This window comes from Saccharopolyspora taberi (assembly GCF_039534165.1).
GTDB lineage: Bacteria > Actinomycetota > Actinomycetes > Mycobacteriales > Pseudonocardiaceae > Saccharopolyspora_D > Saccharopolyspora_D taberi.
On record NZ_BAAAUX010000007.1, the window covers coordinates 168,999 to 190,646 of the forward strand.

General features: G+C 71.7%; 20 protein-coding genes. 2 read left to right on the forward strand and 18 right to left on the reverse strand.

The genetic code is table 11. The annotated features are described in order from the left end of the window. Window positions 1–8: 8 nt before the first annotated feature. The 13 genes from ABD691_RS07855 to truB all read right to left on the reverse strand — a co-directional run bounded on the left by ABD691_RS07855 (window position 9) and on the right by truB (window position 14,949). Window positions 9–1,247 (reverse strand): YeeE/YedE family protein, encoded by a 1,239-nt coding sequence (locus ABD691_RS07855; protein WP_344678794.1) that lies wholly within the window; start codon window positions 1,245–1,247, stop codon window positions 9–11. A 16-nt stretch (window positions 1,248–1,263) separates the two neighbouring features. Next, the gene (locus ABD691_RS07860; protein ID WP_344678795.1) at window positions 1,264–2,952 is read right to left on the reverse strand and encodes a hypothetical protein; all 1,689 of its coding nucleotides are present in this window, start codon (window positions 2,950–2,952) and stop codon (window positions 1,264–1,266) included. A 78-nt stretch (window positions 2,953–3,030) separates the two neighbouring features. Next, window positions 3,031–4,845, reverse strand: coding sequence for a hypothetical protein (locus ABD691_RS07865; protein ID WP_344678796.1), 1,815 nt, complete (start codon window positions 4,843–4,845; stop codon window positions 3,031–3,033). A gap of 419 nt (window positions 4,846–5,264) precedes the next feature. Next, the gene (locus ABD691_RS07870; protein WP_344678797.1) at window positions 5,265–5,711 is read right to left on the reverse strand and encodes a hypothetical protein; all 447 of its coding nucleotides are present in this window, start codon (window positions 5,709–5,711) and stop codon (window positions 5,265–5,267) included. Window positions 5,712–5,735: 24 nt separating this feature from the next. Then, window positions 5,736–6,479 (reverse strand): 4-hydroxy-tetrahydrodipicolinate reductase, encoded by a 744-nt coding sequence (gene dapB, locus ABD691_RS07875; RefSeq protein ID WP_344678798.1) that lies wholly within the window; start codon window positions 6,477–6,479, stop codon window positions 5,736–5,738. 60 nt (window positions 6,480–6,539) lie between these two features. Beyond that, complete coding sequence (locus ABD691_RS07880) at window positions 6,540–7,886, reverse strand: M16 family metallopeptidase (RefSeq protein WP_344678799.1); 1,347 nt, start codon at window positions 7,884–7,886, stop codon at window positions 6,540–6,542. A gap of 142 nt (window positions 7,887–8,028) precedes the next feature. Continuing rightward, a complete protein-coding gene (locus tag ABD691_RS07885) occupies window positions 8,029–10,320 on the reverse strand; it encodes a polyribonucleotide nucleotidyltransferase (protein WP_344678800.1) in 2,292 nt (763 codons plus the stop codon). 231 nt (window positions 10,321–10,551) lie between these two features. Then, window positions 10,552–10,821: a 30S ribosomal protein S15 gene (gene rpsO, locus ABD691_RS07890; RefSeq protein WP_344678802.1), complete on the reverse strand. Its 270-nt coding sequence runs from the start codon at window positions 10,819–10,821 to the stop codon at window positions 10,552–10,554. A 173-nt stretch (window positions 10,822–10,994) separates the two neighbouring features. Then, entirely contained in the window at window positions 10,995–11,540 is a 546-nt protein-coding gene (locus tag ABD691_RS07895; protein WP_344678803.1) for a 2'-5' RNA ligase family protein, read from the reverse strand. A gap of 42 nt (window positions 11,541–11,582) precedes the next feature. Then, entirely contained in the window at window positions 11,583–12,068 is a 486-nt protein-coding gene (locus tag ABD691_RS07900) for a helix-turn-helix domain-containing protein (RefSeq protein ID WP_344678804.1), read from the reverse strand. A gap of 161 nt (window positions 12,069–12,229) precedes the next feature. After that, window positions 12,230–13,213: a bifunctional riboflavin kinase/FAD synthetase gene (locus ABD691_RS07905; protein WP_344678806.1), complete on the reverse strand. Its 984-nt coding sequence runs from the start codon at window positions 13,211–13,213 to the stop codon at window positions 12,230–12,232. Between the two features lie 77 nt (window positions 13,214–13,290). After that, window positions 13,291–13,938, reverse strand: coding sequence for a DUF4232 domain-containing protein (locus tag ABD691_RS07910; RefSeq protein ID WP_344678807.1), 648 nt, complete (start codon window positions 13,936–13,938; stop codon window positions 13,291–13,293). A gap of 105 nt (window positions 13,939–14,043) precedes the next feature. Next, a complete protein-coding gene (gene truB, locus ABD691_RS07915; RefSeq protein WP_344678808.1) occupies window positions 14,044–14,949 on the reverse strand; it encodes a tRNA pseudouridine(55) synthase TruB in 906 nt (301 codons plus the stop codon). 84 nt (window positions 14,950–15,033) lie between these two features. Between truB and def the strand changes: the two genes are divergently transcribed. Then, a complete protein-coding gene (def, locus tag ABD691_RS07920; RefSeq protein ID WP_344678809.1) occupies window positions 15,034–15,528 on the forward strand; it encodes a peptide deformylase in 495 nt (164 codons plus the stop codon). Here the strand turns inward: def and ABD691_RS07925 are convergent, their stop codons facing one another. Further along, on the reverse strand, window positions 15,529–16,851 hold the full coding sequence (locus ABD691_RS07925) for an MATE family efflux transporter (protein WP_344678810.1): 1,323 nt from the start codon (window positions 16,849–16,851) through the stop codon (window positions 15,529–15,531). A 66-nt stretch (window positions 16,852–16,917) separates the two neighbouring features. Between ABD691_RS07925 and ABD691_RS07930 the strand changes: the two genes are divergently transcribed. After that, window positions 16,918–17,445, forward strand: a complete 528-nt coding sequence (locus tag ABD691_RS07930; protein ID WP_344678811.1) for a CGNR zinc finger domain-containing protein — start codon at window positions 16,918–16,920, stop codon at window positions 17,443–17,445. 221 nt (window positions 17,446–17,666) lie between these two features. On the opposite strand, the gene ABD691_RS07935 is transcribed toward ABD691_RS07930, so the two are convergent. The 4 genes from ABD691_RS07935 to infB all read right to left on the reverse strand — a co-directional run. Continuing rightward, window positions 17,667–18,683 (reverse strand): DHH family phosphoesterase, encoded by a 1,017-nt coding sequence (locus ABD691_RS07935; protein ID WP_344678812.1) that lies wholly within the window; start codon window positions 18,681–18,683, stop codon window positions 17,667–17,669. Between the two features lie 116 nt (window positions 18,684–18,799). Further along, on the reverse strand, window positions 18,800–19,288 hold the full coding sequence (gene rbfA / locus ABD691_RS07940; RefSeq protein ID WP_344678813.1) for a 30S ribosome-binding factor RbfA: 489 nt from the start codon (window positions 19,286–19,288) through the stop codon (window positions 18,800–18,802). 42 nt (window positions 19,289–19,330) lie between these two features. After that, window positions 19,331–19,624, reverse strand: a complete 294-nt coding sequence (locus ABD691_RS07945) for a DUF503 domain-containing protein (RefSeq protein ID WP_344678814.1) — start codon at window positions 19,622–19,624, stop codon at window positions 19,331–19,333. Window positions 19,625–19,685: 61 nt separating this feature from the next. Then, on the reverse strand, window positions 19,686–21,648 hold a 1,963-nt coding region (gene infB, locus ABD691_RS07950), incomplete at its 5' end, for a translation initiation factor IF-2 (protein WP_344678815.1).

A 21,648-nucleotide genomic window follows, 5' to 3' on the forward strand; every position in this document is an offset into this window, starting at 1 on the left:
CGAACTCCTCAGCAGACCGAGTCCGTCGGCTTCGGATTCCCCAGCCCGAACAGCGGGCGCAGCCAGACCCCGGCGTACGTGCCGCCGATGGCGGCCAGGCCCCACAGCCAGCCGTGCAGGCTGAACGACGCCACGCCGGAGAAGTAGGCGCCGATGTTGCAACCGCCCGCGAGCCGGGCGCCGAAACCCATCACGATCCCGCCGAGCACCGCGCCGACGGCCAGCCGCCACGGCACCTTCCGGTGCAGCACGAACGCACCGGCCAGGGCGGAGGCGATCAGGGCGCCGATCATGATGCCGAAATCCATCACCGAGATCCGGTCGGTCAGCACCGAGGCCTGCAACTTCGCCGCGTTCTCCGGGATCCGCCAGAACTCCGCGCCCGACACGTCGATCCCGATCCAGCCGAGGATCTTGGCGCCCCACAGTCCGAACGCGGACGTGATGCCCCACGGCCCGCCGGAGATGAACAGCGTCAGCGCGTTCAGCCCGGCCAGCAGCAGCGCGCCCGCCCACAACGGCCACGAGCCGCGCAGCACCCGGAGCAGTCCGCGCGCCGCGGGCACCGGCTCGATCGGCGGCGGGTTGCGGCGGCGCTGCACGAGCAGGGACACCCCGGTGACCGCGCCGATGATCAGCAACGAGAACAGCAGCGCTCCGGGATAGCCGAGCGGGGTGTCGGCCAGCGAGATCTTCGGACCGGTGCTCTGCACCGCCTTGATCCAGTTCGCGATGAACGCGCTGCCCACGGATCCGGCGATGAACCCGCCGAGGGTGTAGATGATCGCGGTCTGCCCGCTGCCGACTGCGAACAGCGTGCCCGACGCGCACGAACCGCCGACCTGCATGCCGACGCCGAACAGGAACGCGCCGAGCACCACTCCCAGCCCGGCCGGCGCGACGGTGCCTTCCGGCGGCCCGGACAGGCCGATCCCGGTCCCGAGGATCACCGAGAACAGCACGCACGCGACGGCGAGCATCAGCATGTGCGCCCGGATCGCCCGGCCCTGCCCGACCGCCACCAGCTGCCGCCAGGCCGAGGTGAACCCGAAGCGGGAGTGGAACAGCACCAGGCCGAGCGCCAGCCCCACCGCGTAGAGGACGGTCAGCTTCCAGCCCGCGGCGTTGTGCACGGCCAGGCCGACCACGACGGCGAGCACCACCGCCGCCGTGACGACACCCGGTCTCGCCGGGGCCTGGGGCGGGGCCTGCGGCGCCTCCCGCCCAACCAATTCCACAGTGGACATTCAGAACTCCTAGCGTTCACGGGGACAGCGGCGCCGAGACGGCGACGATCGTGCCCTTGGGGTTCCAGGTCCCGACCGACGATCCGCCGTGGGACATGCCCGGCATGGTCATCTTCATGACGTCCACCTGGGCGGCGGCGTAGATGCTGACCGGCCCACGCGGGGCCATCCCGCGCGACGCCAGCCACGACTCGAACCCGGCCACCGACGGCGCCTCGCCGCCGAAGGCGCCTGCCAGCGCCAGCCCGTAGGACAGGGACCGCTGGTCGCGCGGGTCGAACCGCAGCGGCACCGTCGAGCTGGCGACGGAGTTGACGACCGGGGCGTGCAGCAGCCACGGCGCGAGGTGCACGCCGTAGATGTAGTGGCGGCCGGGGCGGGTCAGCTCGTCGACGGCGGGCGCCCAGCCGGACACCACCACCAGCGCCCCTTCCTCCTGCGGTCCCGGGCTGATCGGCACGTTCCGGACCCCGGCCTGCTCGCGGACGACCTCCGCCGCTCGGCGGGAGCGCGGCGAATCGTCGGCGACGAGGGTGATCGCGGGCGCGGTGTTCGAGGCCAGGAAGTCGACCAGCGACCGCAGCGCCGCCTCATCGGCAGCGGTGAGCGCATCGGCGGGGCAGGCCGCCAGCGGCGCCCGCGAGCCCGCGACCACTCCCCCGAGTGCCGCACTTGCGCACTCCGGCCCGTCCGGTCCGGTCACCCCGGCCGGACCGGGCTCCGCACCGGTGTCGACCTCGACGCTGTCGGTCTCGTCCCCGCGGCCGATCCTCAGATCGCTGCGCCCCTGCGGGAGATCGACGGCGGCCCACGTGCCCTCGGCGCCGGTGCGCGCCATCGCCGGGACGACCCGGCCGCCCACTTCGACGGTGATGCCCTTGCCCGCGCTCGCCGGGAAGTGCACGAGGTTCGGCCCCGGCCGGTGCGGGCTGACCAGGACCGGCAGCTTCTGCCCGTCGAGCTGGGCGTGGACCACGCGCGCGATCCCGGGCACCGGGAGCTCGTGCGGCTGCGGGATCGCGGGGAGCGCGCCCCAGAGCAGGAACGCCGCGGCCACGCCGACGGCACCGAACCGGAAGACGTTGCGCACGTTCCGGCGCAGCAGCACGGCGATCCCGGCGACGGCCACTGTGGACACCGCGATGAGCAGCAGCGCCAACCCCTGCCCGCTGCCGAAGAGCCTGCGGTCCAGCAGCCCGGACAGCGCGGGCTGCGCCAGCCCGGCCAGCGCCAGCGCGACCGCGGCGGTCAGCGCGGCGGAGCCGAGCCGCAGGCCGGACCGCGTTCGTCCGATGTGGACGGCGATGCCGAGCCAGACGACGGCGGCGGCGGTGTAGACGGTGTCGACGAGGAACTGGAAGGACGAGTGCCCGGCGGCCGTTTCCGCGATCAGCAGGGCCGTCGTGGCCAGGCCGAGATAAGCCGCGGCCGTAGGCCGGCGAAGCAGGAACGGGGCCGCGGCCACCACGACCGCGTGCCCGATCGCGAAGGCGGGGTCGGCGGCCGACAGCGGGATCGAGACCAGGCCGGCCGTCACCGCGAGCGCGGCGGCCACCCCGGAGACCCAGCGGGCCGGGACGTCGACGAACGGGCGCAGCAGGCCGACCCCGGCGACCACGGCGGTGCTCGACAACAGGACTAGTCGCAGCACCAGCGCGATCGTGTCCACATCGGACACGGTCGCGTGCATACCATGCGGATCCATGCTCAGACTCACCATCACTGGACGAGGGGAACCAGGGGGAACCCGTGGGCCCGCCGGGCGGCGGACCCACGGACCCGATCAGCGGACGTCGGAGTCCGCGACCACGAACAACTCCGAGTGCGGCTTGGCGTTGCCGAACTCCCCGTGCGGCCACGACCGCCGGTTGAAGTTGACGCCGACCTCGCCGGTCACCTCGTCCCGGAAGGTGTCGTCGACCGAGACCTTCCCGTCCGGACCGAGGTCGACCACGTTGACCTTGTGGTCACCGTCGAGCCCCGACCGCGCGACGAAGTAGTTCGACACCGCGAGCCGGTTCGGGACGCTGGTCTCCTGGTAGAGACCGTCCTGGCCCAGCTCGAAGTTGTCGTAGGCGCCCCAGTGCGGCCCGGCCCCGGGAACCCCAGGGTTGATCGGGGTCGCGCCTGCCAGCGTCGGGCAGTCGTCCCCGCCGCCGCGCTGCGCCTCCTCCAGCGTGTCGATGTTGCACTTGAAGTCGGTGCCCGCGGCGACCAGCTTGGAGATGTCCAGCGTGTAGACACCGCCGGTGGTGCCGGGGTCGTCCGGCCCCAGCGCGCCCGGCTGCCTGCCGACGATCGCCCGGTACAGGAACCTGTCGTCCGGGCTGGTCTGCATCCAGCCGCCGTTCGACGATCCGCCGTTGGAGTCGTTGGCGGGGTCGAACGCCTTGTTCGCCGCTCCGTCGTCGAAGACCTCGACCCAGTGCGGCTCGGGGGCGGTGATGTCGGGCGTGTAGAACACCGCGCCGCCCTGCATGGTCTGCGCGAACGCGCCCTTGTGACCGGGCAGGTTGGTGACGGTGGTCTCCATGACCGCCCGGCTCTCCGCGTGCAGCGGGTCCTCCGGATCCGCTCGCGGCCCGTCCGGCAGGTACGAGACCGCCCGCAGCTTGGGGTGGTTGCGGTCGGAGATGTCCCAGGTGCGCACCGTGGGCCGCCGCAGGTACGGCGACGGCTGCTTGACCGGGTCCAGGATGATGTTCCTGGGCTCGGCGTAGTCGCTGGTCACCAGCGTGTTGAGGTCCTCCCTGGCCTGGATTCCGTGCGGGTTGGCGCAGGTCGGGGTGCCGATCCTGGGCAGGTTGGCGCACAGCTTCTCGTTGTCGCCGCCCGGGGTGGCCGCAGGCGACTGCGAGAGCACCTTGCCGTTCGGGTCGAACCGCACGACCTCACCGGGGCTGCCCGCGAACCCGTTGCCGAGGTGCACCGAACCGTCGTCGTACCGGAACGGGCCCGGCGCGACCGGACCGCCCATGTACGTCGCGTACGCGGTGCCGTCCTTCAGCGTCCAGTACGCGTCCGGCACCGAACCGCCCAGCGTCTGCGACGGCAGGCTGATGCCCTTGAGCTTGAGGTTGGGCAGCGCCGAGACGTCGAAGGCGTAGGTGGCCGCGCCGAACAGCGCACCGGCGAAGATGGTGTCGCCCTTGTGCCACACGTACTGCATGTGGTGCGGCTCGTTCTCCACCAGCGGCCCGACGGTCGCGGTGTTGACCACCTGGCCGTAGGTCTTCGAGCCCTTGGTGGCGTCGATGACCGCGAGGAAGTCCGGCCCCGGCAGCGCGTTGGACACCTTGTCCAGGCCGCCCGCGAGCGAACCGGGGAGGTTCTTGACGTCCTTCACCGCGGTGTCGGCGATGTTCTCGTCGCCCGCCCAGACCAGCAGCCACTCCTTGCGCTGCCCGCCGGGCTCGGCGGCGCCGCCGACGAGGTGGTTGGTGACCGAGTACTCCTTGCCGTCGGCGCCCTGCACCTTGTGCGTGGACACCTCGACGTCGGCGTACGCGTCATCGGGAACCGGGAGGGTGACCGCGCCGACGGCGAGCAGCACGGCCACCACTCCCGTCGGCCATCTTCTGTGCAACCTGAATTTCATCAGCACTCCGGAAAATGGGAGAAACAGCGAGTTCGCGGGATGCGGGCACAGTTGTGCCGCATTCCGCTGGTGGACTGCATTCAGCAGGAACCGTCCGCCCATCGGGATTCGAGCGGCGGAACGGAATTGAACGAGGACGAGGGTCGCCCCCGATGCCGAGGGGATGAACCCGTCAAGCGGCGCGAGCCGCTGTCAGACAGCCGTCACCGGCAACACAGAGCACTTGCCTGGTGCCGCAGATCAACGTGCAGGCGAGCCACCAGAAAGGCAAATCTCGACATGAGCGAAATGGTGCGTTGAATCGTTCGGAGTGTCAACGACCGACCAACTCATGAGAATCGCACCGCCATTTACCGATGGCGGAATGCAACTCATCCGGATTCACCCGAACAGCGGTTTCCGACCTGCTCCGGGCGGACCTACTTTCGTCCGCTTTCGCGCTTCTCCAGATCGATCGCGTGCCGCATCGCCCTACGTCCGCGGTTGCGGTCGCCCGCGAGGTCGTACGCCTGCGCGAGCGCGAACCACGCGCGCCAGTCCTCCGGCGCGGCCTCCAGCTCGGCCTGCTTCTCGTCGAACCAGGCGTCGGCGGCGTCCCGCTCGACCCGGCCGGACGGCCGGGTCGGCAGGTGCGAGACGTCCGGCAGCGCGCCCTCGTCGTGCAGGCGGCGGGCCAGCCGCTCGGTGCTCGCGCCGAACCGGAGCTGGTCGGCCACGAGGACCCCGCCGAGCACCGGCAGCACGAGCACGGCGAGCCCGAGCGCGACGAACACCGGCTGCCCGCTGGTGATCATGATCAGCGCGCGCCCGCCGAGCAGCACCAGGTACACCAGCAGCGCGCCCGCGACGACGAACGCCATGATCATGGGGTTCGTCCGCCGGCGGCTCACTTACAGCCCCAGCAGCGCGTCGAGGCCGACGGTCAGGCCCGGCCGCGAACCGATCTCCCGCACGCCCAGCAGCACGCCCGGCATGAACGAGCGGCGGTCGAAGGAGTCGTGGCGGATCGTCATCGTCTCGCCCTCGGTGCCGAACAGCACCTCCTGGTGCGCGACCAGACCGGTCATCCGCACCGAGTGCACACGGACCCCGTCGACGTCGGCGCCCCGGGCGCCCTGGAGCTCCTTGGTGGTCGCGTCCGGCTGGGCGCCGAGACCGGCGTCGGCGCGGGCCTGCGCGATGACCTCCGCGGTGCGCGCGGCGGTGCCGGACGGGGCGTCGGCCTTCTTCGGGTGGTGCAGCTCGACGATCTCCACCGACTCGAAGAACCGCGCCGCCATCTCGGCGAACTTCATCGACAGCACCGCGCCGATGGCGAAGTTCGGGGCGATCAGCACGCCGACCTCCGGCCGCTCGGCCAGCCAGCCGCGGATCGTCTCCTGCTCGGCCGGGCCGAGACCGCTGGTGCCGACCACCACGTGGATGCCGTTCTCGACGCAGAAGCGCACGTTGTCCAGCACCGAGTCCGGGTGGGTCAGGTCGACCGCGACCTGCGCGCCCGCCGCGACCAGCGCGTCCAGGCTGTCCTCCCGGTTCACGGCGGCGACCAGCGCGGTGTCGGCGGCCTCGCCGACCGCGCGCACCGCCTCGGACCCCATCCGGCCACGAGCACCGAGAACGCCGACCTTGATCACCTGTCGACCGCCTTTCCACCTGGGTTGTGCCGAACCCGATTCTGCCGGACCGGCCCGCGGTCACAGCCCATCGGGTAGGTCCCGCACGTCGGAGTAGGGACCGACCACGGTGGTGGTCAGCGGGCGGCGCAGCAGCTCCGCGGCCAGTTCCGCGACCTGCTCGGAGGTCACCGAGTCGATGCGCTCCAGCGTCTGCGACACGCTCAGGTGCCGCCCGTAGTTCAGCTCGCTCTTGCCGATGCGGGTCATCCGGGACGCGGTGTCCTCCAGCCCCAGCACCAGCCCGCCGCGCAGCTGCCCGCGTCCCCGCGCGACCTCGTCGTCGGTCAGCCCGTCCGCGGCGACCCCGGCCAGCACGCTGCGCACGACGGCCGCGACCTCGCCGAGGCGGTCGGGCATGCAGCCCGCGTAGACCGAGAACGTGCCCGCGTCGGCGTAGGCGGTGGTCGAGGAGTACACCGAGTACGCCAGGCCCCGCTTCTCCCGGATCTCCTGGAACAGGCGGGAACTCATGCCGCCGCCCAGCGCGGCGTTGAGCACGCCCAGCGCGAACCGGCGGTCGTCGTGCCGGTCGATGCCGCGGCAGCCCATCAGCAGGTGGGCCTGCTCGGTCTCGTCCTCGTGCAGCACCAGGCCCTTCTGCTGCGGAAGCCGGGCGCGGCCACCGCGCGGCGGCGACGGCAGGCGCTCGCCGTCGAGCCGGTCGCCGAGGGCCTTGCGCAGCAGCCGCAGAACCCGGCCGTGCTCGACATTGCCCGACACCGCCACGACCATCTTCGGCAGCAGGTAGGTGCTCTTGTAGAAGCCGTGCACCCGCGCGCGGCTCATGCCCTCGATGGACTCCTCGGTGCCCAGCACCGACCGGCCCAGCGGGTGGTCGCCGAGCACAGCGGTGGTGAACAGCTCGTGCAGCAGGTCCTCGGGATCGTCGTCGCGCATGGCGATCTCTTCGAGCACCACGCTGCGCTCGACGTCCACGTCGGCCTTGGTGTTGACGGCGGCGAACACGACGTCGCAGAGCATGTCGATCGCCAGCGGCAGGTCCTCGTCGAGGACGTGCGCGTAGTAGCAGGTGTGCTCCTTGGAGGTGAACGCGTTGAGCTCACCGCCGACCGCGTCGATCTCCTGCGCGATCTGCACCGCCGTGCGCTTGGCGGTGCCCTTGAACAGCAGGTGCTCCAGGTAGTGCGCGGCGCCCGCCTGCTGCCTGGACTCGTCGCGGGAGCCGACCCCGACCCAGATCCCGACCGAGGCCGAACGGGCTCCCGGCACCGGTTCGGTCACGACCCGGAGCCCACCGGGCAGCACGGTCCGCCGCATCGCCTCCCCGTCACCGCCGCGGCCGAGCACTCGGGTCGTGCCCGGCCTCTGCAGATGTCCGGCTTCTGTGTGGTTCTGCTGCTTCATCGTCCCCGGGTTGTCGGTTCGCGGGGGCCGTGAGCGGGTTTTCCGCCCACAACCGAGGTCCGGACAAACGATACGGCCCGCCCCGGAATCCGGGACGGGCCGTACGTGTTCTGCGCTGGATCCGCGCTAGGCGCGGAGGACGCTACGCGTCACTCGAAGCGCCACCGGGCGCTTCAAGTTCGGACCCCTCGTCCTGCTTGTCCGAGCCCTCGGCCTTCTCCGCCTCGTCGTCCACCACGATCAGGCTGATCTTGCCGCGGCTGTCGATGTCGGCGATCTCCACGCGCAGCTTGTCGCCGACGTTGACCACGTCCTCGACCTTGCCGATGCGCTTGCCGTTGCCCAGCTTGGAGATGTGCACCAGGCCGTCCTTGCCCGGCAGCAGCGAGACGAACGCGCCGAACGCGGCGGTCTTGACCACCGTGCCCAGGAAGCGCTCGCCGACCTTGGGCAGCTGCGGGTTCGCGATGGCGTTGATCTTGTCGATCGCGGCCTCCGCGGACGGGCCGTCGGCGGCGCCGACGTAGATGGTGCCGTCGTCCTCGATGGTGATCTCGGCGCCGGTCTCCTCGGTGATCGAGTTGATCATCTTGCCCTTCGGGCCGATGACCTCGCCGATCTTGTCGACCGGGATGCTGATCGAGGTGACCCGCGGGGCGTGCGGGCTCATCTCGTCGGGCTTGCCGATCGCCTCGGCCATGACCTCCAGGATGGTGAACCGGGCGTCGCGCGCCTGGCCCAGCGCCTGCGCCAGCACCTCGGACGGGATGCCGTCGAGCTTGGTGTCCAGCTGCAGCGCGGTCACGAAGTCCTTCGTGCCCGCGACCTTGAAGTCCATGTCGCCGAACGCGTCCTCGGCACCGAGGATGTCGGTCAGCGCGACGTAGTGGGTTTCGGACTTGCCGTCAGTGCCCACCAGCTCGTCGGAGACCAGGCCCATCGCGATGCCCGCCACCGGAGCCTTCAGCGGCACACCGGCGTTGAGCAGCGACAGCGTCGAGGCGCAGACCGAGCCCATCGAGGTGGAACCGTTGGAGCCCAGCGCCTCGGAGACCTGGCGCAGCGCGTACGGGAACTCCTCGCGCGTGGGCAGCACCGGGATCAGCGCGCGCTCGGCCAGCGCGCCGTGGCCGATCTCGCGCCGCTTCGGGCTGCCGACCCGGCCGGTCTCACCGGTCGAGTAGGGCGGGAAGTTGTAGTGGTGCATGTAGCGCTTCGTCGTCTCCGGGGACAACGAGTCGATGGTCTGCTCCAGCCGCAGCATGTTCAGCGTGGACACGCCCAGGATCTGGGTCTCGCCGCGCTCGAACAGCGCCGAGCCGTGCGCCCGCGGGATGACCCCGACCTCGGCGGACAGGCTGCGGATGTCGGTCAGGCCGCGACCGTCGATGCGGACCTGGTCGCGGATGATCCGCTGCCGCACCAGCTTCTTGGTCAGCGAGCGGAACGCCGCGCCGATCTCCTTCTCGCGGCCCTCGAACTGCTCGCCCTCGCCGGTGGCGGCCTGGTCCAGCACGGCGGCCTTGATCTCGTCCAGCCGGGACTCGCGCTCCTGCTTGCCCGCGATCTTGAGCGCCTCGGCCAGCTCGGCGGAGGCGGCCTGCTCGACGGCGGTGTAGGCGTCGTCGGCGTAGGCCGGGAACACCGGGAACTCCTCGGTGGCCTTGCCCGCCGCCGCGGCCAGCTGCTGCTGGGCCTGGCACAGGGTGCGGATGAACGGCTTGGCGGCCTCCAGACCGGCGGCCACGACCTCCTCGGTCGGGGCCTGCGCCCCGCCCGCGACCAGGTTGACCGTCTTTTCGGTGGCCTCGGCCTCGACCATCATGATCGCCACGTCGTCACCGACGATGCGACCGGCCACGACCATGTCGAACACCGCGCGCTCGAGCTGCTCGTAGGTCGGGAACGCCACCCACTGGCCGTCGATCAGCGCCATCCGGGTGCCGCCGATCGGGCCGGAGAACGGCAGGCCGGACAGCTGGGTCGACGCCGAGGCGCCGTTGATCGCCAGCACGTCGTAGGGGTCCTTGGGGTCCAGGCTCATCACCGTGACGACCACCTGGACCTCGTTGCGCAGGCCGTCCACGAAGGACGGGCGCAGCGGCCGGTCGATCAGCCGACAGGTCAGGATCGCGTCGGTGGAGGGCCTGCCCTCGCGGCGGAAGAAGGAGCCGGGGATGCGGCCCGCGGCGTACATCCGCTCCTCGACGTCCACCGTCAGCGGGAAGAAGTCGAAGTGCTCCTTGGGCTGCTTGGAGGCCGTGGTGGCCGACAGCAGCATGGTCTCGTCGTCCAGGTACGCGACGACGCTCCCGGCGGCCTGCTTGGCAAGCCTGCCGGTCTCGAACCGGACGGTGCGGGTGCCGAACGCGCCGTTGTCCAGCACGGCCGTGCTCTCGTACACGCCCTCGTCAATCGACTGCGCTTCAGTCAAAGCCGATACTCCTCGTTGTCACGAGGCCCACGGCAGCACGTCCGGGTCGTGGTCCGACGAGGCCGGCCATCGATCGAAGTCCGCGGGAGCTCAAGCCCGGGGACCACTACCGAGGACCGGCGGACGCTTGCCCGCTGTCACCGTGAGCGCTCTGCAGTTTGCGGCAGCGTTGCTGCCTGCTCTTCATGCACCGAGGGGAGCGGCCCGGAAGGCCACTCCCCTCGGCTTCTGTCAACGACGCAGACCGAGTCGCTGGATCAGCGAACGGTAGCGCTCGATGTCCACCTTGGTCAGGTAGTTCAGCAGCCGGCGGCGCCGACCGACCATCAGCAGCAGACCACGACGCGAGTGGTGGTCGTGCTTGTGCTGCTTGAGGTGCTCGGTCAGGCCGATGATCCGCTGGGTCAGCAGGGCCACCTGGGCCTCGGCCGAACCGGTGTCGGTCTCGTGCAGACCGTAGTCGGCCAGGATCTGCTTCTTTTCTGCAGTGGACAAAGCCACGAGTTGACTCCTCGTTACGTCCCGTGGTCACAACGCCCGGCGCTCGCCGGGGGAACGGTCCGGGACCTGGCAGCCGTCGGCTGCGGGCGCGAACCGGATCCCGGCCGCCACGGACTGCAGCCGGAACCACGGCCAGGATATCAGGGAGGAGGTGAACTCCCTGGTCGCCCCGATTAAGGGCGTGCCAGCGCAACCCGGCGCACGGTCCGGTAGACCGGTCCGCCCTCGCCCTGCTCGCTGCTGACCAAGCAGACCTCGGCGGTGCTCCACCACGGTCCGGTGTAGTCGCCGAACAGCTCCGGCAGCAGCGTCCCGCGCGGGCGCCCGCGCGCCCAGCGGGCGATCGTCATGTGCCCTCGGTAGTCGTGCGGGTCTCCCCCGGCGGCCCGCACCAGCGCGCGCATCGCGGGCAGGTCGGTCTCCTCGGTACCGATCCAGAGCACGCCGCGGAAGGTGCCCGCCGAGCGCAGCCGGGTCCGGGGCGGCTCCGCCTGCGGCAGGCGGGCGATCCGGCGTTCGAGGCGGTCGCCGACCTCGTCGGGATCGGCGTCGTCGCCGTGGAAGCACAGCGTGAGGTGCCAGCGCGAGGACGGGACGAACCGGAACTTGCGCAGCCCCTCGGCCGCCTCGGTCAGCCGGTCCGGAGCGACCGCGTCCACAGCGGACGACAGGTGCCGGATCGCGGCACCCGACGGCCACAACGCGGTGAACAGGCGCATGGCCCGACAGTGGCAGCTCGCGGCGCGGCTGTCACCCGGCGGTCACGGCAGGTCGACGTTGGCGGCGCGGCGCAGCAGCTGGGCCAGCGCCGGGTACTGGCCGTCGATCATCGAGGCGGCGGCCTCCAGCTCGTTCGGGCGCGCCACCTCGCGCAGGATCGGCCACGCGCTCTCCTCGCCGTTGGTGTGCATCACCGGCAGGTTGTCGCGGCCGACGGCGGGCTGGGAGTTGCGCACGTCCTCCAGCGCGTGCGCCATCGCCTCGGAGTCGCCCGCCGCGACGCCCGGGATGAGCACCTTGCGCTCGAGCATGACCAGCCTGGCCAGCACCTGCGGGTTGCCGATCTTGGCGCGGCGGCCGCTCATCACCTGGCTGAGCATCGGCGCGCTGATGCCGAGCACGTCGGCGAGCTGGGCCTGGGAGATGCGGAACGCAACCACGAGCCTGCGCACCCGGTCGCCGAGGGGCTCCCCGTACCACTGCCGCTGCAGTGCCAGGTTCCGCTGCACGCTCTTCTGTTCCTCCACTTTCGCTCCCCCGGTGCCGCCGTCGCTCGCGCTACCTGCCGCCTCGCGATATACCGGCCTGAATACTGCCAGGTCACGCTCTGTGCGAGGACGAGAACCGGAAAACCTCTCGGAACGGGTGCGGCCCGGACGGGCCGGTCCGGGGGTCCGGGTGCGCTGCCTCACCCGTCCGCCCGCAGGATCTCGCGGACCTGCGCGACGTCCCGGTTCATCTGCTCGATCAGGTCGTCGGCGGAGTCGAAGCGCACCTGTCCGCGCAGCCTGCGCACGAAATCGAGCTCCACGTGCTCGCCGTAGAAGTCGGCGTCGACGTCGAGGACGAACGCCTCCACGGTCCGCTCGGTCCCGGAGAAGGTCGGGTTGCTGCCGATCGACACCGCCGCAGGCAGCGCCGGTCCCGGCTCGGTCGCGCCGCGGCGACGGTGCGTGAACCACGCCGCGTAGATGCCGTCGGCGGGGATCGCCGCGAACGCCGGCGTCGACAGGTTCGCCGTCGGGAAGCCGAGGTCCTTGCCGCCCCGGCCGGCACCGCGCACGACGATGCCCTCCAGCCGGTGGTGGCGGCCGAGCGCCGCGGCGGCCGCGCCGACGTCACCGGCGTCGATGCAGGACCGGACGTAGGTCGAGGAGAAGGTCACCGAGCCGTCGGCCGCGCCGTCGCGCAGCGCGGGACCGGTCAGCAGGTGGTCGGACTCGACCTCGAAGCCGAACCGCTCGCCGAGCTGGTTGAGCACCGCGATGTCACCGGCCGCCTTGTGCCCGAACCGGAAGTTCTCCCCCACCACGACCAGCGCCGCGTGCAGCCGCTCCACCAGGACCTCGTGCGCGAACTGGTCGGCCGGGATCCGGGAGACCTCCGGGGTGAACGGGAGCACGCAGAACACGTCCACGCCCAGCTCCTCGGCCAGCTCCGCCCGCCGCGGCAGGGTGGTGAGCTGGGCCGGGTGGCTGCCGGGCCGCACGACCTCGGCCGGGTGCGGGTCGAAGGTCAGCAGCACGCACGGCAGGTTCCGGCCGCGCGCCTGCCGCACGGCGTGGGAGATCAGCTGCTGGTGCCCTCTGTGGATGCCGTCGAAGACCCCGATGGTGACCACGCACCTGCCCCAGCCGCCGGGGATCTGCTCCAAACCACGCCAACGCTGCACGGTTGGCAGCCTACTGCTCCCCGCCTCGCAGGCACGCCACCGGTTCGGGCGGCCGGTGGCGCGCCGAGGACCGCTGCTCAACCGGTGTAGTCGCCGAACTCGACCAGCCGGACGGTCGAGTCCGAGCACACGCTCATCTTGTTCTCCGCGCCGGTGTTGACCCGCACCTCGCTGGCCTCGCCCGCCTCCGGCGGGGTCACCGAGAGCGCCCCGGGGGTGTCGCCGCAGCCCTGGGCCGCGGTCCAGGTCAGGTTGAAGCTGGCCTGGTCGCCGAAGCCCTCCAGCACCATCGGCACCGCCTGGCCGTTGTCGTCGGTGGTCTTCTCGACCTTGACCGGCAGCGTCGAGCCGCCCTCGGATCCGGCCATGAACTTGACGTCGGCGTATCCGTCGAGCACGCACGGGGTCATGTCGTTGCTGGTCTTGGTGACGAAGAAGCTGCCGCTGCTGGCGAACTCACCGGCCTGCTCGTGGCTGGAGAACTTGGCGTCGAGGTCGGACGCCTCGCAGGGCCGCGCGGCACGGCCGTTGTCACCGCTGTCCCCGGTCGCCGACTCGGAACTGGACTGCTCCTGGCTCTCCTGCTCGGGCTGGCCCCCCTGCTGGCCCTGCGCCTGACCCCCGCCGATGGGGGCGCTGGGGCCCTCCGGGCCACCCGCCGCGCATCCGCTCAGCGCCATTCCCGCCGCCACCGCGACGACCGTCCCGACTAATCGCTTGCGCATGAACACTCCTGAACGTCTCGGTCCTTCGAATCTGATCTTGAGACGGCTCAGGTCAGCGCCAGTTGCAACTTTGTGACGCCCGACACACTCTTTCGGGCTACGGAATCAAGCAGGAGCGAGCACCAGGACCGGCTTGGCCACCGCGCCCTGATCGCGGACCAGCGCGATCGCCCGGCCGCCCGGACCGAAGATCCCGTAGGTCCCGTCCAGCCCGGCCGCCGGGATCGGCTGGCCGTGCGCGAGCGCGCGCGCCGCCACGTCGTCCACTTCGGACTGCGGGAAGGCGGTGCGCACCGCGGTGTCCAGGTCCATCGACAGCCCCGGCTCGGCTTCCAGCGCCTCCAGCGTGCGCGCGGTGGCCAGCCCGAACGGGCCGACCCTGGTGCGCCGCAGCGCGGCCAGGTGCCCGCCGACGCCCAGCTCCGCCCCGAGGTCGCGCGCCAGCGCCCGGACGTAGGTGCCCGACGAGCACTCGACGAGGACGTCCAGTTCGGTCGCACGCTCCTCGCGGCGCAGCGCCAGCACGTCGAACCGGGACACCGTGACCGGGCGCGCCGCCAGCTCGACCTGCTCGCCGGACCGGGCCAGCTCGTAGGCCCGCCGCCCGTTGACCTTGACCGCGCTCACCGAGCTCGGCACCTGCTGGAGGTCCCCGGTCAGCCCGGAGATCCCGGCCCGCACCGCGGCCTCGTCCACGCCGGACGCGTCCACTTCGGACAGGACCTCGCCCTCGGAGTCGTCGGTCGTGGTCGCCGCGCCGAGCCGGACGGTCGCCAGGTACGCCTTGGTGTCCATGGCCAGGTGGCCGAGCAGCTTGGTCGCCCGCTCCAGGCCCAGCACCAGCACGCCGGTCGCCATCGGGTCCAGCGTCCCGGCGTGGCCGACCTTGCGGGTGCCCATGATCCGCCGCACCCGGGCGACGACGTCGTGGGAGGTCATGCCCGCGGGCTTGTCGACCACGAGCAGGCCGGGCGGGACGGCGGGACGATTCCGACGAGAACGCTCTGACACGGCCGCACATCATCCCCGACCCGTTCACCGGCCCGGCAACCGGCCGCCGATAGGGTGAACGCGCGAACAACGGGAGGTGCCGCGGTGGCGTTCCGGGAGATCCGGCGGTACGGCGATCCGGTGCTGCGCACCCGCACCGAACCGGTGACCGCCTTCGACGGCCGGCTGCGCTCGATCATCACCGACCTGCTCGACACCGTCGACGCGCCCGGCCACGCCGGGGTCGCCGCGCCGCAGATCGGCGTGGGCATCCGGGCGTTCAGCTACAACGTCGACGGCGAGATCGGCTACGTGATCAACCCCGAGCTGGTCGAGGTCTCCGAGGAGCAGCAGGACGGTCCGGAGGGCTGCCTCTCGGTGCCGGGCCTGTGGTTCGACACTCCGCGCGCCCGGCACGCGGTGGTGCGCGGCGTCGACCTGGACAACGAACCGGTCACCGTCTCCGGCAGCGGCCTGATGGCCCGCGCGCTCCAGCACGAGACCGACCACCTCGACGGCGTGGTCTACGTGCAGCGGCTCGACCCGCAGCGGCGCCGCGAGGCGATGCGCCAGATCCGCGAGAGCGACTGGTTCTGGTGATCACGCGGCCGTCGCGCCGACCGGCGCGGCACCGGTGACGGCCCACCGGCCGGAGCGGGCGCGCAGCAGCAGCGTCACCAGCCGCAGGACCATGAACAGGCTCAGCCCGGTCCAGATCCCGGCCAGCCCCCAGCCCATCGCCAGCGAGACCCAGATCAGCGGCAGGTAGCCGATCGCGGCGCTGAGCATCGTCGCGGTGCGCAGGTACGCCGCGTCGCCCGCGCCGAGGAAGACCCCGTCGAGCGCGAAGACCACACCGGCGACCGGTTGCATCGCCACGAAGAACCACCAGGCGTGCGGCACCTCGGCGAGCACGGCGGCGTCGCTGGTGAACACCGCGGGCAGCAGTCTCGCCAGTGCCGCGAACGCCACGCCGAGCAGCACGCCGAACCCGAGGCTGTACCAGGTCACCTTCTTCGCGATGTCCTTCGCGCGGCGCTGCGAACCCGCGCCAAGCGCCTCGCCGACCAGCGACTGCGCCGCGATCGCCAGCGAGTCCAGCACCAGCGCGAGGAAGCTCCACAGCTGCCAGACCACCTGGTGCGCGGCGGCGGCCTCCGCTCCGGTGCGGGCCGCGACCGAGGTGGCCGACAGGAAGCAGACCTGGAACGCCAGCGTCCGCAGCACCAGGTCGCGGCCCATGACCAGCTGCGCGCGCATCGTGCCGAAGTGCGGCTTGAGCGGGACGCGCTCGACGACGAGCGCCCGGATGAACAGGGCCGCGGCGATGCTCTGCCCGACCAGGTTCGCGATCGCCGAACCCTCCAGCCCCCAGCCGACCGGGTACACCAGCACCGGGCACAACACCGCGGAAACGCCGTTGCCCGCCAGCACGTAGCGCAACGGGCGCACGGTGTCCTGCACACCGCGCATCCAGCCGTTGCCCGCCATCGTCACGAGCACCATCGGCGCGCCGATGAGCGCGATCCGCAGCCACGTCGCGGCGGCGTCGGCGATCGGCCCCGGCCCGGCCAGCGCCTCGGCGACCGGAACGGCGAGCAGCTGCGCGAGCAGCAGCAGGAGCACGCCGACGCCCACGGCCAGCCAGGTCGCCTGGACGCCTTCGGCGACGGCGTCGGCGCGGCGGCCGGCGCCGTGCAGGCGCGCGGTGCGGGCGGTGGTGCCGTAGGAGAGGAACGTCAGCTGGGAGGAGACCAGCGTGAACAGCGTCCCGCCGAGGGCGAGCCCGGCCAGCGGGACGGCGCCGAGGTGTCCGACCACCGCGGTGTCGACGAGCACGTAGAGCGGTTCTGCCGCCAGCACGCCCAGTGCCGGAACGGCCAGCGCGAGCAATCGCCGCGCGGACACCTGCGACTCGGACACACCCACTCCCGGTAAGCTGCGAACAACGGTTTGGCCCCTGACGCAGGGTACCGGTAAGGATCGCTCATGGACAACGCTGATTACACCGAGGTCGCGCTCCGGCTCGCCAACGCCGACTTCGGCGGGCTCGACGACCTGCGCGCGGCGCTGCACGACGAACCGTGGTGGGCCGACCGGCTCCACGAACGCGACCTCGACGTGCTCCGCGAGGTCGCGGCGGGCCTGCGGCGGGCGCTGGACGCGATGATCCGCGGTGATCACGACGCGGTGCTCGCCGAGACCAACCGGCTGCTCGAAACGCACCCGCCCCGCCCCCGGCTGTCCGGGCACGGCGGTGCGCCCGGGGTGCCGAACTGGCACGTGCACGTGGCCGGACCCGACGCGCCGCCCGCGACCGAGGTCGCGGCAGCCGCCGCGTGGGGCCTCGCGCAGGGCGTGGTCGCGCACGGCACCCGGCGCTGGGGCCGCTGCGGCGCCGACGGCTGCGGGACCTACTTCCTGGACACCTCGACCAACCAGGCCAAGCGCTACTGCTCGGCCCGCTGCGCGAACCGCGTCCACGTCGCCGCGTTCCGCGCCCGCCGCCGCGCCTGAGCGGACAGGCGTGCTGGGCGGCGGGGGTCGACACCGCGCGGGCTTCGCATCGCCTCAGCGCCGACGAACCGCGCGCCGCAGCCGACGCCGTCCAAGTTCCTTGCCCGATCCCCCGCAGCGACGAACCGTGATCAACACCGCTCCCGGCCTCGGTAAGAACAGCCCGCAGCCGCGACCGGCACCGTCCGAGCCCGGGAGATCCCCGTGATCAACCGACTCCGTCAGCCGAGCCGCGGCGCCTCGTCGAGCGCCTTGCGCAGCGCGGCGAGGACGTCCTCCGGCTCGCCTTCGGCGGTGAACCCGGACGCCAGCCGGTGCCCGCCACCGCCGCACGCCGCCGCCGCGCGGCCGACGTCGACGAGGCTGTCCGCCCGCAGCGACACCGACCAGCGCCCCGGCGCCGTCTCCTTCAGCACTGCGGCGACCTCGGCCTCGCTGGTCGTGCGCACGACGTCGATGACGCTGTCGATCTCCTCGCTGCCCAGCCCCGCGGCGTGCTCCAGCCGCACGGTGGCGTGCACGAAACCGAGCCCGCCCGCCGCCGACTCCTCCAGCTTCGCCTCGCCCAGCACGCCGGAGAGCATCCCCATCCAGCGGAACGGGTGGGTGTCGAGCAGCGGCCGGGTGGTGGCCTCGGGATCGACCCCGGCGTCGAGCAGCCGCGCCGCCGCGCGGTGGGTGTCGGCGCTGGCGTGCCGGAACGACCGGGTGTCGGTGACCAGGCCCGCGTACAGGCAGCGGGCGATCGGCAGGTCCACCTCGGCGCCGAGCTCGTCCAGCAGCCGCAGGACGATCAGGACCGTCGCCTCGGCGTGCTCGTCGATCACGTGGTGGGTGCCGTAGCGGGTGTTGGCCACGTGGTGGTCGATCACCACCACGTCACCGCCCGCCGCGATCGTCGCCGCGACCCGGTCCGACAGCGGCCCGAGCCGCTGGAGGCTGCCGGTGTCGCACACGACCAGCGTCGGCGGGGCGGCCGGGACCTCGTCGGCGGGCACCACGAGCCCGTCGCCGTCGAGGCTGCGCAGCGACACCGGGGGCTCTCCCGGCCAGCCGAACGACACCCGCGCGGTCGCACCGCGCGCCCGCAACGCCCGGCCGAGCGCGAGCGCGCTGCCGAGCGCGTCCGCGTCCGGGTTGATGTGCGCGAACAGCGTCACGTCCTGGGCGTCGGACAGCAGTCGCGCCGCGTCGGTCAACGCCGTCGCGAGGTCGGACCGCGCGGTATGGCCGCTCACCGGCTCACCTCCATGGAAATCCGTGGCTCGCGTTGGTGTCGCGGCACAGGAATCCCGGATACCGCATCCGCGCTTCGCGCGGACACCCGTGACGCTGGTGCGTCACGCGCCCGGACTCAACCACTCTGTGGCCCACGCCGCACATCGGCGTCGACTTCGGCACTCTCGGTGTCCTCGACGTCATCTTCGGTGTCCGCCCGGTACGGGTCGGCGTCGCCCGCGTGCTCCGCGGTCGACGCCAGCCGGGCGACCTCGGCGTCGGCCTCCCGCGCCTTGGCCAGCAGCTCGTCGAGCCGCCGCGCGTCGTCGGGCACGGTGTCGGCGACGAAGGTCAGCGTCGGGGTGAACCGCACCCCGGTCTGCTGCCCCACCCTGGACCGCAGCACCCCGGTGGCGCTGGCCAGCGCGGCGGCGGTCGAGGCGTGGTCGGCGTCGTCGCCGAACACGGTGTAGTAGACGGTGGCGTCCCGCAGGTCCGGGGTGACCCGGGCGTCGGTGATCGTCACCATCGCCAGCCGCGGGTCCTTGACCTCGTACTCCAGGCCGGACGCGACGATCTGGGCGATGCGCTTCGCGAGTCTGCGGGCGCGCGCGGTGTCGGCCACGGCGCACCTCCTTCGGGGATGTCGGAGCTCGGGGGCTCCGGGTCAGTCTTCAGGCCCGACCAGGCGATGGCGGGCGGAGAGGAGTTCCAGCTCGGGACGCCCGGCGACGGTGCGCTCGCACGCGTCCAGCACCTGCCTCGCGTGCGCGGCGTCCCCGGACACGGTCGCGATGCCGATCCGGGCCCGGCGGTAGAGGTCCTGGTCGCCTGCTTCGGCGACGGCCACCTCGTAGCGGCGCCGCAGCTCGGCCACCACCGGCCGGACCACGGACCGCTTCTGCTTGAGCGAACGGACGTCGCCGAGCAGCACGTCCAGCTCCAGAACAGCGACATACATAGGCGTTTCCCTCGCCGCAGGAACTCCGGGGGCCGCCGAAGCGACCCCCGGAGACTACTGCTCAGGCGCGGGGCTTCTCACGCATCTCGTAGGTCTCGATGATGTCGTCGACCTTGAGATCGTTGTAGGAGCTCAGGGTCAGACCGCACTCGAAACCGTCGCGGACCTCGGTCGCGTCGTCCTTGAACCGCTTCAGCGAGCTGACGGTGAGGTTCTCGGCGACCACGACGTTGTCGCGGAGCAGACGCGCCTTGGCGTTGCGCCGCATGATGCCGTCGGTGACCATGCAACCCGCGATCGTGCCGACCTTGGACGACTTGAAGACCTCGCGGATCTCCGCCCGGCCGAGCTCGACCTCCTCGTACTCGGGCTTGAGCATGCCCTTGAGGGCCTGCTCGATGTCCTCGATCGCGCGGTAGATGACCGAGTAGTACCGGATCTCCACGCCCTCGCGGTTGGCCACCTCGGCCGCCTTGCCCTCGGCCCGGACGTTGAAGCCCAGGACGATGGTGTTCTCGGCGGTCGCCAGGTTGATGTCGCTCTCGTTGATGCCACCGACGCCGCGGTGGATGACGCGGAGCTCGACCTCCTCGCCGACCTCGATCTTGGTCAGGGACTCCTCGAGCGCCTCGACGGTACCCGAGTTGTCACCCTTGATGATCAGGTTCAGCTGGTTGGTCTCCTTGAGCACCTTGTCCAGGTCCTCGAGGCTGACCCGCTTGCGCTTGGCCGCGTTCTGGGCCTCGCGGATGCGGGCACCGCGCCGGTCGGCGATCTGCCGGGCGACCCGGTCCTCGTCGACCACCAGGAAGGTGTCACCGGCACCCGGCACCGACGTGAAGCCGATGACCTGCACCGGACGCGAGGGCAGCGCCTCGGTGACGTCCTCGTCGTGCTCGTTGATCATCCGGCGGACGCGACCGTAGGCGTCACCGGCGACCACCGAGTCACCGACCCGCAGCGTGCCGCGCTGCACCAGCACCGTGGCCACCGGACCGCGACCGCGGTCCAGGTGCGCCTCGATCGCGACGCCCTGGGCCTCCATCCTCGGGTTGGCCCGCAGGTCCAGGGTGGCGTCGGCGGTCAGCAGGATCGCTTCCAGCAGGCTTTCGATGTTGGTGCCCTGGCGCGCGGAGATGTCGACGAACATCGTCTCGCCGCCGTACTCCTCGGCCACCAGGTTGTACTCGGTCAGCTGCTGGCGGACCTTCGCCGGGTTGGCGCCTTCGACGTCGATCTTGTTGACCGCGACCACGATCGGCACCCCGGCCGCCTGGGCGTGGTTGAGCGCCTCCACCGTCTGCGGCATGACGCCGTCGTCGGCGGCCACGACCAGCACCGCGATGTCGGTCGACTTCGCACCGCGGGCACGCATGGCGGTGAACGCCTCGTGACCCGGGGTGTCGATGAAGGTGATCGGCCGCTCGGTGCCCTCCAGCTCGGTCATGACCTGGTAGGCGCCGATGTGCTGGGTGATGCCGCCGGCCTCGCCCGCCTGGACGTTGGCCTTCCGGATGGTGTCCAGCAGCCGCGTCTTGCCGTGGTCGACGTGACCCATGACGGTCACGACCGGCGGACGCGACATCAGCTCCTCGTCGGAGGAACCCGGGTCGCCGAAGCTGATGTCGAACGACTCCAGCAGCTCCCGGTCCTCGTCCTCCGGGCTGACCATCTCGACCTTGTAGTTCATCTCCTGGCCGAGCAGCTCGAGGATCTCGTCGGAGACGGACTGGGTCGCGGTGACCATCTCGCCGAGGTGGAACATCGCCTGCACCAGCGAGGCCGGGTTGGCGTTGATCTTCTCGGCGAAGTCGGTCAGCGAAGCACCGCGGCGCAGGCGGAGGGTCTCCCCGTTGCCGCGCGGGAGGCGGACGCCGCCGACCGACGGCGCCTGCATGTTCTCCATGTACTCCTGGCGCTTCTGCCGCTTCGACTTGCGGCCGCGGCGCGCCGGACCACCGGGACGGCCGAAGGCACCCGCGGTTCCACCGCGGCCACCACCGCCCCCGGGACGGCCACCGCCG